The 14150-nt window shown below is 37.3% G+C and carries 8 protein-coding genes; all 8 read left to right on the top strand.

The annotated features are described in order from the left end of the window. The first annotated feature begins 67 nt into the window (after positions 1-67). Complete coding sequence (gene maa / locus CN692_RS01010; RefSeq protein WP_098117338.1) at positions 68-625, top strand: maltose O-acetyltransferase; 558 nt, start codon at positions 68-70, stop codon at positions 623-625. Positions 626-703: 78 nt separating this feature from the next. Beyond that, on the top strand, positions 704-1465 hold the full coding sequence (locus CN692_RS01015) for a metallophosphoesterase (RefSeq protein WP_179874347.1): 762 nt from the start codon (positions 704-706) through the stop codon (positions 1463-1465). Positions 1466-1862: 397 nt separating this feature from the next. Beyond that, positions 1863-8807, top strand: a complete 6945-nt coding sequence (locus tag CN692_RS01020; RefSeq protein WP_098117150.1) for an Ig-like domain-containing protein — start codon at positions 1863-1865, stop codon at positions 8805-8807. Positions 8808-9095: 288 nt separating this feature from the next. Further along, a complete protein-coding gene (locus CN692_RS01025; protein WP_098117151.1) occupies positions 9096-9971 on the top strand; it encodes an NAD-dependent epimerase/dehydratase family protein in 876 nt (291 codons plus the stop codon). A gap of 489 nt (positions 9972-10460) precedes the next feature. Beyond that, a complete protein-coding gene (locus CN692_RS01030) occupies positions 10461-11891 on the top strand; it encodes a GntP family permease (RefSeq protein ID WP_098117152.1) in 1431 nt (476 codons plus the stop codon). A gap of 42 nt (positions 11892-11933) precedes the next feature. Continuing rightward, the gene (locus tag CN692_RS01035) at positions 11934-12635 is read left to right on the top strand and encodes a CoA transferase subunit A (protein ID WP_098117153.1); all 702 of its coding nucleotides are present in this window, start codon (positions 11934-11936) and stop codon (positions 12633-12635) included. A gap of 12 nt (positions 12636-12647) precedes the next feature. Further along, complete coding sequence (locus CN692_RS01040; protein WP_098117154.1) at positions 12648-13304, top strand: 3-oxoacid CoA-transferase subunit B; 657 nt, start codon at positions 12648-12650, stop codon at positions 13302-13304. A gap of 30 nt (positions 13305-13334) precedes the next feature. Further along, on the top strand, positions 13335-14111 hold the full coding sequence (locus CN692_RS01045; protein ID WP_098117339.1) for a 3-hydroxybutyrate dehydrogenase: 777 nt from the start codon (positions 13335-13337) through the stop codon (positions 14109-14111). Positions 14112-14150 lie beyond the last annotated feature (39 nt).

Consider the following 14150-nt stretch of genomic DNA (forward strand, 5'->3'; position numbering starts at 1 on the left):
AACACACTGGAGGCACGAGTTGATAGGTAAAATGGAAAGAAGGGATTAGAAAAAGATGAAGAAAGATATTATGAGTGAAAAGGAAAAAATGATAAATGGTGAGCTATATTTGGCGTGGGATCCTCAGTTGGTCGAAGAGAGAGTTAATGCTCGACGTTTAACGCGTGAGTTTAACATAACGCTTGAGACTGAAAATAGTAAAAGGGAAGAACTATTGAAACAGTTATTTGGTTCGACTGGAGAAGCACTATACATTGAACCGACATTTCGTTGTGATTACGGATATAATATTCACGTCGGTGAAAATTTTTACGCAAACTTTGATTGTGTCATTTTGGATGTATGCCCTGTTCATATTGGAGTAAATTGCTTTATGGCACCTGGTGTACACATCTATACTGCGACACATCCACTTGATCCAGTTGAAAGAGCTAGTGGAGCAGAATTTGGTAAACCAGTTACGATTGGTGATAATGTTTGGATTGGCGGAAGAGCCATTATTAATCCAGGAGTAAAAATTGGTCATAATGTAGTTGTGGCATCTGGGGCCGTTGTAACAAAAGATGTTCCAGACAATGTAGTCGTTGGAGGAAATCCTGCGAGAATTATAAAGGAAATTAAGTAAGAGTATTTGCGAAAAAGTCCTTTTTAGAAAAGCACACAGCGCGATGAAAATTTTCCGATGCTGGAAATGGAGGGCTATATGTTAAATCTATTTATCATTTGTATAATACTAGGTTTTCTTTTGTTAGTTTATATGTTTATAGAAGCTCACTTAAATATAGTAAGAAAACATGAATTTTCTTTTTCAAATACTCCTCTTGAAAAGCCAATTAGACTATTTTTTATTTCTGATATTCATAGAAGGAAAGTTCATTCTTCTATTATAGAGCAAATGAAAAATCAAGTTGATCTTGTCATTATTGGCGGAGATTTAGTTGAAAAAGGTGTGCCACTTAAACGCCTTGAACAAAATATTCAGAGGCTAAGTAGTCTTGGTAAGGTTTATTTTGTTTGGGGAAATAATGATATTGAAATAGAAAAAAAGGACATAGAGAAAATTTTTAATAAATGGAATGTAGTCGTATTAAAAAATGCAGCTGATATGATAAGTCATCAACAAAATGAGTGGGCAATAATTGGAGTAGATGATTTGAAGACAGGGCATGTTGACATTGATCTTGCCTTTCAAGGTGTTGAGCAAGATACATTTAAGCTTTTAGTGAGTCATAATCCGAGAATTTTGAAGTCACTAACTGAAGAACATGGAGTATCACTTGTTTTAAGTGGTCATACGCATGGTGGGCAAATTAGGATTTTTGGATATGGTCCCTACGAGAAAGGGAAAACACGTAAATATAATGGAATAACTCAAATAATTAGTAATGGATATGGAACGACGAAAATACCACTTAGATTAGGTGCACGTCCTGAAACACATTATATTGAGATTAAGAGTAACTAGAATTGTTTTAGTAAAAAAGGAGACACTTAGTCTCTTTTTTTTTGTAGATTTTTTTCTTAATTTTTTTTAATTTTGACTGTTTTTATTAGTGTTTTATTAAGAAAAAATTAGTAGTTAAATTTAGTTTAATTAAAAAAATATAATGAAGCTTGATCGAAAATGCAAGGATTTATTTTTTTGGATTAAAAAGTAGAAAATTCCCCCTAATGATTATTATCTAAAAATAAAGCTCTATAAGTAGTATTAGTTAATCTTTAGTGAAAATTCGGATGCTAAATTGATTATTTTTAGAGTTGAATTGTTTAAATTCCCCCAATTTACGATGTCGATTGCTAGCGCTAAAATGAAAAAAAGAAAGAAAATTGTCAAAAAATTATAAAAATTGGGGGAGAACAATTTGAGTAAAAGGAAATTAAAAACAAATTTAGCGAAAACGTCAATCAGTGCATTTGTTGTTACATCGCTGATTCCGTTTAATGTTTTCGCTGCTGCACCTAACATCGCGACAAATCAAACTACCACACCAAAAACGGTAATGGGCTCTGTTGCACAAAAAACAACTACGCCTAACTTAACGGCAGATCAAATTGACGCGTTAAAGAAAATATCAACAAATAGTGATGTAAAGATTTCACCAAAAATTGACACTACGACAAGTAATCCAGTGCGTGTCATTGTCGAATTTAAACAAGCACCAGCAAAAATAAGTGTGCTACAAAAAGCAGTAGAAGGTGAAACAACTACATTAAGCGCAGAAAATAGCGCAGTTAGTGCTTCACATGCATCATTCAAGTCATTTGTGAATGGGTTAAACAAAAATAATAATGAAAGTAAAGCTAATACAGTGTCTGCATTAACTATTACACAAAATGAAGCATCTACTGAAACATCTGGCAATGATGGCGACGCAACGGCTCAAATTACGCGTGAATATACACATGCATTAAATGGGGTAGCAATGACCCTACCAGGTAATTTAGTTGAGAAGTTATTAGATTCTGATGTAGTAGCTCGTGTGCTAAACGATAATATTGTTAAGCTTGACCCAAGTGAGCTAAAGGCTTCGGCAAAAAGTGAACAAAGTGTTAGCGATCTACCAGAAAATTATATTCCATTACCTGGAATTGATGACTTGCATAAAGATGGCACGACTGGAAAAGGAATTAATGTTGGGGTTATTGATACAGGGATAGATTATAATCACCCAGATTTAACGGATGTATACAAAGGTTACCGTGCAAAAGCCGGTGAAGATGCAAGCAAAATCGACCCATCAACGGTTAAAGGTTGGGATTTCGTTGACAACGATGCTGATCCAATGGAAACAACAGTTGATGATTGGGTAAAAGCTGGCAAACCAGAAGGTGATGGTGGAGAGCCATACTACACATTCCACGGTACACACGTTTCAGGTACGATTGCTGCTCAATCGAAAAATAATGTAGATTTCCCAGCTCAAGGGGTTGCGCCAGGCGTAAACTTGTATAACTATCGTGTGCTTGGTCCATACGGTACAGGTTACGATGATGGAATTATTGGTGGAATTGACAAAGCCGTTCAAGATGGTATGAAAGTAATTAACTTATCTCTTGGAGCACCTGTAAATGATCCATTATCAGCTGAAGCAGTGGCAATCAATAATGCAACTCTTGCAGGTGTTACATGTGTAATTTCAGCAGGGAACTCTGGTCCAGGTGAAGGAACACTTGGTACTCCGGGTGCTTCAGCGCTTGCGATTACGGTTGGAGCAAGTGACTTCCCGGTAAGTATTCCGACTGCATCAGCAAAAGTAGGTAATGAAACATTTACTAACTTCAAGTTACTAGGAAAAGGATATGGCGATCGTATAACAGATCTTGAGAATAAAACGTACCAAATCGTTGATGTTGGTTTAGCGCAAGCAGCTGATTTTAAAGATGCAAATGGTAATCCAATCGACTTATCTGGAAAAGTTGCACTAATAGCACGTGGTACAAACGCATTAGCCGAAAAAATTACGAATGCAGCGAAAGCAGGCGCGGTAGCAGCTATTATGAGTAACAATATTGATGGGGATATCGATAATTATTTAGCAAGTGATGATGGGTTTATCCCAACATTCCGTATGACAAAAGCTGATGGTGAACGTTTACGAACTGTATCAGGCACAAATACGATCACTTTTTCAAATATTAGTTCAACGAATACAGAGGGCAATCACTTAGCGAGCTTCAGTTCTAGAGGTCCAGTCGCTTCGACATATGATATTAAACCAGATGTTGTTGCACCAGGTGTATCGGTTTATTCAACATATCCATATTTCGTCCATAGCCCAGATAAAGTAGATTATAGTAACGCATATGCTCGTATTTCAGGTACATCGATGGCATCTCCACATGTGACAGGTATTGCGGCACTAATTTTACAAGCTCACCCAGATTACACGCCAGCTGACGTAAAAGCAGCGTTAACGAATACTGCTGGAAATCTAGACGGTAATTATTCTGTATACGAACAAGGTGCGGGTTTAGTCAATGTAGTTAAAGCAGTAAAAGGTGACGTGAGCTTTAAAGCGCAAGACACAACTGAAAACCTTGATAGTAGCGGTAATAGTGTAACTTTGAATTACGAAAAAGGCTCATTAACTTTTGGTGCAGTTTATAAAAAAGATGGTGCGGTCAATACAAGTAATCGAACAGTGAAAGTAAAAAATCGTGGAAACACTGACAAAACATTTGATATATCTGCAACTTTCATTAAACCAAGTGCATCAGTAAGTGATGCAAATAAAAACGGTATTACGGTGACAACAAACACTCCATCACTTACAGTAAAAGCAGGTGAAACAACGGACTTTACAGCAACTGTAAACGTGCCTGATAGTGCGGAGTATGGTCGATACGAAGGGTATTTGAATATTGTGAACCATAATGATCCAACTGAAACGTATCGTATGCCACTTGCTGTTCGTACGGTGGAAAAAGGAGTCAGCAACTTGATGATGGACGACAATGCTGCCACGACTAGAAAGCCAGTCATCCCTTCATTTTTTAACCTTGGCAGTTCAAGGAATATCGGCTTCACATTAAACAACCCGATGAAATACGTGTGGGCAGTAATATATGACAAAAACGGCAACGCACTTGGAGCTACGGCACCATCGCCGATTAGTGCAAGTACAGCGCCAACGGATGTGTTTTTATCGATTCCTTTTGACGCAGGTATTTACTATCCATTTATCGGCGATCCGTCGAAAGAATTGACAAACCAGTTCACCAAAGCAGCCTTACCAGAAGGTCAGTACACGATTAAATTCCGTGCCACTGATACGACAAATATGTATGCTAAAACGTATGAGAAGTCGATGCCATTTGTAGTGGACAACCAATTGCCGAAATTGACCTATAAAGACCATGCTCCAGGCGTATACGAGCTAAATGATTCAGATTATACGGATGAAAAACAGGAGGGCAATACTTATCATGCTTTCTGGGTTCATGCCAACCTATATGATGAAGGAACCGCACAGTTGGCTCCCTTAGGCATCACCCAATCGAATAACTCGTTGTTCTATTACTATAATCGCATTGACGATCCAGAAGGAGTATTCCCGACCGATTCAAATGGTGATACAAAATTCGGGATTGAAAAATCGGACATTGAAAATGGCCCAGCAATCGTCACTCTCTTCCCTAATGATGTAGCAGGAAATGCGGAAATTGTTAATGATTTCCATCAGTATGTATTTGTTAAACAAGGCACGCCGTATATGGTGCCGACGTATGACAAACAAAAAGTGACCCTGAATGATACGGTCACAATGACTTTGAATCTTCACAATGTACAGCAAATGATGTCAGGGGCATATAATGCATCGTACTTCAACGATGTGTACGATTTGCAAGGGGTGACGGTAGCGCCAGAATTCCAAAAATGGGCAAATGATCATGGCGTGAAGGTCAATGTGGATACGCCGGTTAAAACGCCTGACCCTCTTTATGCAAGCAAAACCATGATTAATGTAGGCGCACATTTAAGCGGCGGAGAAGACTTTAAAGGATTCAGCGGCGATAAGATGCCATTCCTGAACGTAACATTAAAAGTGAAGAACGATGACCCGCAATCGCCGGCAGGGATTATATATGGGAATATGGTGGAGGATGATGTAAAGACCGACTTCAGCATGATGCAATATGGTCAAACGCAGCCGACCAACATTGCAGCGTTTGGTCGGGTCAACAGCTTCCAAGTTCTACCAACGCATAATTCAATCCAATCCTTTGTTAGACTTCAAGCGTTTAATAACAACTTTACTATCGACTATAGCACACTAAATGCAAAAGCATATGCACTACTTTCGGATGGTTCTAAGTACCCAGGAACAATTGATCCGAAAGGGTATGTAAATATATTAGGCATTCCGCTTTCAAACGACCCATTTAAAGTGATTATCGAAGCACCGGGGCACTTAAAGAGCGTTCAGACCATCACAATGACGGCGCAGACTCCATGGGGCGACAATGTAGGTCAGTTTAGCGGCTATATCGGAGCTACATCTAAGCAACCGAACGGTCTAGCAGGAGATATAAACGGAGACGGCGTGATTGACGTTCTTGACGTAAAAGCCGTCGCAAAGAAATACAGCGTGAAAAAAGCAGGTCCCGCTTTCAATCCGGAAGACTTGAACCAAGACGGCGTGGTGGATATCACAGATATGAACTATCTTGTCGGGAACCTGTACAAAACCAATTTCGATGCGACGATCACACCAAAAGAAATGGTAGATGGAAAATACGCTACTGATTACTTTAACGTACTTGGTATCACATCAGGTGTAAACACATTCAAAAATGTGGATAGCAGTGCACACAAAGCAACGTTCACATGGGACCCAGCAGTGGATGCAACAGCGATCAAAATCCAAACGAGTGTGAATAACGGTTCTTCATGGCAAACAGCTACTGTTGATGGGCCATTAAATGTAACAGATGGAAAAGCAACGATTACAGGTTTAGCAGAAAATACGACATACCAAGTACGTGTAGCGATCACAGGCGGTTTAAATGCAAGTGTATCGAACGCAGTAACGATCACAACAAGTACGGTACCAACTCCAAACGCACCAGTTGTAAAAGGCTTAGGTAATGGAGATACAACAATTTCTGGAAAAGCAGACCCTAATGTTACAGTTACAGTAAAAGCGGGAGACACTGTTTTAGCAAGTGGTAAAGCAAATGCAGCTGGCGATTTCAGTTTAAGCATCGCTAAGCAATCAGTAGGAACAGTATTAAGTATTACAGCAACGAATGATGACAATAAAGTTAGCTCAGTAACTTCAATTACAGTGAGTGACAACGTGGCACCAGATGCACCGGTTGTTGACAATGTAGGCGATAGCAGTAAGACAGTTACAGGTAAAGCTGAAGCAGGTTCAACTGTAGTTGTACGAAACAATGATGGTGTACTTGGAAGTGCAAAAGCGGATGCAAATGGAAACTACTCAGTTACGATCGCACCGCAAAAAGCAGGTACAACTCTTTATGTAAGTTCAACGGACGCAGCAGGAAATGCAAGCAAGGATGTAACAGTTTCTGTTACTGACACGACTGCGCCTACTGCACCGGTTGTAAATGCTGTTACCGACCATGATACGCAAATTTCTGGAACAGTAGAAGGCTATGGTACGGTTACTGTGAAAGCAGATGGAAAAGTAATCGGTACTGAAGACGCGAACAAAGCAGGCAAGTTCTATATTGGAATTAGCCCACTTGCTGGAGGCACTGAATTAACAGTAACTGTGTCTGACGCAGCAGGAAACGTGAGCGCAGCAACAACTGTTAAGGTTCTAGATAAAACGGCTCCAAATGCACCAACAATTAACCCAATTGCTGATAACGAGTCAGTAATCACAGGTAAATCAGAAGGAAATGCAACAGTTTCAGTAAAAAATGGCAATACAGAAATTGGAACTGGAAAAGCAGATTCAAACGGAGTTTATGAAATTCAAATCGGTAAACAAACAGCAGGCACAACATTAACAGTAACTGCTAAAGATTCAGCAGGAAATGAAAGTGCAGCTTCTACTACAACAGTATTAGACAAAACAGCACCAAATTCTATTATCATTAATCCAATTGGTGACAATGAAACAGTACTAACTGGAAAAACAGAAGCAAATGCAACAATTACAGTAAAAAATGGTACTAAAGAAATCGGATCTGGAAAAGCAGATGCAAACGGATTATTTGAAATTCAAGTAGGTAAACAAACAGCAGGCACAACTCTAACAGTAACTGCTAAAGATTCAGATGGAAATGTGAGTGAAGATGCTAATACAACAGTATTAGACAAAACAGCTCCTGCTACACTTGTTATTCATTCATTCAGTGATAATGATACGGAAATAACAGGTAGTACAGAAGCAGGCGCTACAGTTATCGTAAAAAATGGAGATAAAGTAATTGGAACAGGTAGAGCATATTCAAACGGCTATTTTGTAGTTCAAGTAGGAAAACAAGCAGTAGGAACAATCCTTTCAGTAACTGCAAAAGATCAAGCAGGAAATGAAAGTAATGTTTTCGATGTTGTAGTACTGGACAAAACAGCACCTACAGTACCAGTGGTAAATGCAATTAGTGATAAAGATGCGACATTAACTGGTAAAGCAGAAGCAAATGCAACAATCACTGTAAAAGTTGGTAACAATGTAATCGGTTCAGGAAAAGCAGATTCAAACGGCTCTTACCAAATCCAAGTAGGTAAGCTAAAAGCAGGAACAGCTTTAACTGTAACAGCTACTGACGGATCTGGAAACGTAAGTGGGGCTTCTAATACAACAGTATTAGACAGAACAGCACCTACAGCACCAGTTATTAATGCTATTGATGACAACGATGTAGTTTTAACTGGTAAAGCAGAAGCAAACGCTACAATTACAATCAAGAATGGTACGAAAGTAATTGGAACAGGAAAAGTAGCTTCAAATGGAACATATAAAATTTCACTAAGTAAGCAAAAAGCAGGAACAGTTCTTTATGTAACAGCTAAAGATGCAGCTGGAAATGAAAGTGTTGCATCGAAAACAACAGTATTAGACCGCACAGCACCAAATAAACCAGAGATTACAAGTGTATCTGTAAGTTCGAAAACAGGTATTCAAGTAAACGGTAAAGCAGAAGCAAATGCGAAAATTGTTATTTCAAACGGCACGAAAGTTGTAGCGAATGTAAATGCATCTAGTAATGGTACATTTGCAGCGAAACTACCAAAACAAAAAGCTGGTAAATTAACAATTACGATTTATGCAGTTGATAAAGCAGGAAATAAGAGCAGTACAGTATCACGTCAGGTTACTGTAAAGTAAAACACTTTAAAAAGTGGGGTGTTGAAAAGGAATAGCCCCTCTTTTTATCAAATCAATATTATAAAAATAGTGAAGGCTTCTTCGGTAAAATTGAAGATGCCTTCGCTATTTTTTTTATGTTAAAAGTGCAGATCAATTGAAGACTCTTTTACGTGGATAGAGCAAGATAACAAAAACAGCTAGATAGAAAACCTAATTTGCTAAAAGAAGTTCCCTTTATAAAAAAGGTATTTTGTTACTTTATGGCGAATTGTTAGTATGTGTATTTTTTCTTTGGGGGTTCAAAAAATGAAAAAAGTTTTAGTATTAGGTGGTACGAGATTTTTCGGAAAACGACTTGTTCATAAGTTAATCGAAAAAGGTTATGATGTTTCAATCGCGACAAGGGGACTTACGGAAGATAGCTTCGGTGATCAAGTTAATCGATTTGTCATCGACCGACGAAATCCTGAGACTTTAACAAGTTTAAGTAATCATAATTGGGATCTTGTTTATGATAATATTTGTTATACTCCGATTGAAGCGAAAGAAATTATTAAACTACTAACAAATCATGTTAAAAAATATATTTTTACTTCTTCATTAGCAGTCTATGATACTGGCTTAAATCATGTGGAAAGTGACTTTGATCCTTTTAATTATCCAGTTGTGTATAACAAAGATAATGAATATTCTTATGCGGAAGGGAAACGCCTTTGTGAAGCTGTTTTATTTCAGGAAGCAAGTTTTCCAGTGTTTGCAGCTAGATTTCCAATCGTATTAGGACCGGATGATTATACTAAGAGATTGCTTTTCCACGTTAATAAAATATCTAATAATGAAGAAATGATAATTTCTGATTTAAACAAAGAGATGACCTTTATCGATTCTGATGAAACCGCTGAGTTTTTACTATGGTTAGGCGAAAACGAATCGATTAAAAGTGGTCCTTTTAATGCGAGCTCTAATGGTAGTATTACATTTAAAGAGATTGTAAATATATGTGAAAAGGAAACTGGAAAAAAGGCTATTATCAGCTCTAAAGGTCCGAGTGAACATCAGTCGCCATTCGATGCATATAGTGATCAGTCTTTGAGTAACGAGAAAGCTAGAAAAGAAGGTTTTCAATTTTTAGAAGTACATGATTGGATGGAGAAATTAATCCGACAGTATAGTTCAATTTAAAAAGTTCACAATATGTTCAAAGAATAAAATTCCGAATTTCTGGAATTTCCAGGTTTTCGGAATTTTATTGAAGTGAAATTCCGAAATCTCGGAAAAACTCTATTTAAAATAGTTAGAAAATTATAAATTACCCTAATATTAATAGTATTATAAAATAAATAGTTGTAGTGTACACAAAGTCCTAAAATTCTGATGTTCAGACTGATTGAAAACGTTTGTCTTTCGAGGCGCGAAGTCTGATGAGGAGCAGAGTTACCCTAAACGGTAATGAGCACCGCAGGCAGACGAAGAAACGAAGAAAGCGAGCGATTGTCAACAGTCTGAATAAATTTCAATAATAACTTGGCACACTATTTGCTTGTATAAAAGCAGAAGTACAATCTGTTAAAAAAAGCAAAATGCAGTAAATAGTGGATTTCAAACTACTTAAAAGTTTGGATGAAAGCGTTATCAAAATTACCAATACGTAAAGATAACAAGGAGGTTATTATGGAAATCATCATTATTTTATTAGCATTGGGACTTTTAATGTTTGTAGCTTATCGTGGGTTTTCTGTTATTTTATTTGCCCCAATTTGTGCATTATTTGCAGTACTTTTAACTGAACCAAGTTATGTATTACCATTCTTTAGTAATATTTTCATGGAAAAAATGGTTGGTTTTATAAAGCTATATTTCCCTGTATTTTTACTTGGAGCAATTTTTGGTAAAATCGTTGAAATGTCTGGAATTGCTGAATCAATCGCAAAAACAATTATTCAGCTAGTTGGAGCAAAAAGAGCAATTTTAGCGATTGTATTAATGGGGGCAATTTTAACATATAGTGGAGTAAGCTTGTTCGTTGTAGTATTTGCAATTTATCCATTTGCTGCAAACTTATTCCGTGAAGGCAATATTCCAAAGCGATTGATTCCTGGAACAATTGCATTAGGTGCTTTTACGTTTACGATGGATGCATTGCCTGGTACACCGCAAATTCAAAATGTTATCCCGACTACATTTTTCAAAACGGATATTTATGCGGCACCATTTTTAGGAATTCTAGCTGCTGTTTTTGTACTTGCAGTCGGTCTTTGGTACTTAGAATCAAGACGTAAGAAGGCAGAAAAAGCAGGGGAAGGTTATTTTGGGTTTAATGGAGAACTAGCTGCTACACAAGAAACTCAAACAGAAGTTCCTTCAATAACGACAAATACTCCTACACCAGTTTTAAAACAAATTGTAGCTTTCGTTCCACTATTATTAGTTGGATTTTCAAATAAATTTTTTGTTGTTTCATTCCCAAAATGGTATCCAAATGGATTTGATTTTAAATCGATTGGTTTAGAAGCTTTTGGGGTTGTTGATATTACTGCAGTTGTTGGTATTTGGTCAGTAGAATGTGCCCTCGTTATTGGGATCCTTTCAGCGATGATTTATGGCTACAAAAATATTCGAACAAATTTAAAATCAGGCATTAATATAAGCATTGGCGGAGCACTACTTGCGTCGATGAATACTGGTGCTGAGTATGGTTTTGGTGGAGTAATCTCTGCATTACCAGGTTTTGGATTAGTCAGTAAAGGAATTTCTCATACATTCACAGATCCATTAGTAAATGGAGCTGTGACGACTACAACATTAGCAGGTATTACAGGTTCTGCATCAGGTGGTATGGGCATTGCACTTAGTGCAATGTCTGATAAGTATATTGAGGCAATCAATAAATATAATATTCCGCCAGAAGTGATGCATCGTGTTATTTCGATGGCATCAGGTGGTATGGATACATTGCCTCATAATGGTGCAGTTATTACATTATTGGCTGTAACTGGTTTAACACATCGCCAGTCATATAAAGATATTTTTGCAATAACAATCATTAAAACAGTTGCAGTATTCTTAATCATTGCAGTATTTAAACTTACAGGACTTGTTTAAGAATGTTAAACTACTAATCTTACTTTTGAAGGGAGCAAAATAATGGGCAAGAATAAGGTAATTACTTCAGTAGAAGAGGTTGTTTCACAAATTCATGATGGGGCTACGATTATTGTCGGTGGCTTTGGTCTTTGCGGTATTCCTGAAAAAATGATTCTAGCATTACGAGATAAAGGGACAAAGGATTTAACAATCGTAAGTAACAACTGTGGAGTTGACGATTGGGGACTTGGATTATTACTAGCAAATAAACAAATTAAAAAAATGGTTTCATCATATGTTGGAGAAAATAAAATTTTTGAAAAGCAGTTCTTAAGCGGAGAACTTGAAGTAGAACTAGTTCCTCAAGGGACTTTAGCAGAGCGTATTCGTGCAGGTGGCGCTGGAATCCCAGGATTCTACACAGCTACAGGCGTAGGAACTCCAATTGCAGAAGGAAAAGAACATAAAGTTTTTAATGGAAGAACATATTTATTAGAAGAGGGAATCGTAGGTGACTTTGCATTTGTTAAAGCTTGGAAAGCTGATAAGCAAGGAAATCTAGTGTTTAGAAAAACTGCTCGTAACTTTAATCCACTTGCAGCGATGGCTGGGAAAATTACAATTGCCGAAGTTGAAGAGGTTGTAGAAGTTGGAGAACTTGATGCTGATGCAATTCATACACCGAGCATTTATGTACAACATGTTTTCCACGGCGAAACATACGAAAAACGCATTGAACGTAGAATGACTACAGGAGTATAGGAGGCTAATAACATGAAAGATATTCGTCAATTAATTATTCAAACTGCGGTTAAGGAAATTCAAGATGGCATGTATGTAAACCTTGGAATCGGACTTCCTACTTTGTTAGCAAACTATCTTCCAGAAGGTATTGAAGTAATGCTACAGTCTGAAAATGGTTTATTAGGTATTGGACCATATCCAACAGAAGCAGCAATAGATGCTGATTTAATCAATGCAGGAAAAGAAACAGTAACTGCTGCTAAAGGAGCTTCTTATTTTGATAGTGCTGAATCTTTTGCAATGATCAGAGGAGGCCATATCGATTTAGCTATTTTAGGTGGTATGGAAGTCTCTGAAACTGGTGATCTTGCAAACTGGATGATACCAGGGAAAATGGTAAAAGGTATGGGCGGTGCGATGGACTTAGTAAATGGTGCAAAGAAAATCGTCGTTGTTATGGAACATGCAAACAAATATGGTGAAAGTAAAGTGAAAAAAGCTTGTACTTTACCTTTAACTGGAAAAAGCGTAGTTCATAGACTAATTACTGAATTAGCAGTTTTTGATTTTACAGACAAAGGCATGGTTTTAGTAGAGTGTGTAGGTGAAGCAACGATTCAAGAAATTACTGAAAAGACTGAAGCTACATTCACAATTAGTCCAATCTTATTAAATAATGTGAACTAGTTTTTTAAGGGAGGCAAACAAATGCAGCAAATGCTTTCTGAGAAGGTTGCACTAATAACTGGTGCTGGTAGTGGAATTGGTTTTGAAATTGCTAAAACCTTTGCAGAGCAAGGAGCAACAGTTGTTTTAACCGACTTAAACGAAGGAAATGTTCAAAAGTCAGCTTCTTCACTACAAGAATTAGGGTTTAATGCGATCGGTTATGCGTGTGATGTTACAAATGAAGAACAAGTAGTTGACACGATTCATAAAGTAATCGATCAATTTGGTGAATTACATATTTTAATAAACAATGCAGGTTTACAATACGTTTCATCAATTGAAGACTTTCCTACGGAAAAATTTGAATTACTTGTTAAGGTCATGTTAACAGCACCATTTATCAGCATCAAACATGTATTTCCGATCATGAAAACCCAAAAGTATGGTCGAATTATTAATATGGCTTCGATCAATGGATTAATAGGATTCGCTGGTAAAGCAGCTTATAATTCAGCGAAGCATGGAGTAATTGGTTTAACAAAGGTGGCTGCATTAGAAGGTGCTTGTGATGGGATTACAGTTAATGCAATCTGTCCCGGTTATGTTGATACACCACTAGTTCAAAACCAATTAGCTGACTTAGCAAAATCAAGAAATGTACCACTTGAGAGTGTAATTGAAGAAGTAATTTATCCATTAGTACCTCAAAAAAGATTACTTTCAGTAAAAGAAATCGCAAACTATGCAGTATTTCTCGCTAGTGAATACACTGGCGGGGTTACAGGTCAAGCAAATGTAATAGATGCAGGATATACAGTGCAGTAGGACACAAAAAAGGTAGGAAGAGCAGGGACGTGTTCCTGC

The organism is Bacillus sp. AFS002410 (assembly GCF_002556365.1).
In the GTDB taxonomy this organism is placed as follows: Bacteria; Bacillota; Bacilli; order Bacillales; family Bacillaceae_G; genus Gottfriedia.

What these genes read in the sequence shown, in the direction of transcription:
- CN692_RS01015 (WP_179874347.1), top strand. Translation starts at nt 704, where the DNA reads ATGTTAAATCTATTTATCATTTGTATAATACTAGGTTTTCTTTTGTTA.
- CN692_RS01025 (WP_098117151.1), top strand. Translation starts at nt 9,096, where the DNA reads ATGAAAAAAGTTTTAGTATTAGGTGGTACGAGATTTTTCGGAAAACGA.
- CN692_RS01030 (WP_098117152.1), top strand. Translation starts at nt 10,461, where the DNA reads ATGGAAATCATCATTATTTTATTAGCATTGGGACTTTTAATGTTTGTA.
- CN692_RS01035 (WP_098117153.1), top strand. Translation starts at nt 11,934, where the DNA reads ATGGGCAAGAATAAGGTAATTACTTCAGTAGAAGAGGTTGTTTCACAA.
- CN692_RS01040 (WP_098117154.1), top strand. Translation starts at nt 12,648, where the DNA reads ATGAAAGATATTCGTCAATTAATTATTCAAACTGCGGTTAAGGAAATT.
- CN692_RS01045 (WP_098117339.1), top strand. Translation starts at nt 13,335, where the DNA reads ATGCTTTCTGAGAAGGTTGCACTAATAACTGGTGCTGGTAGTGGAATT.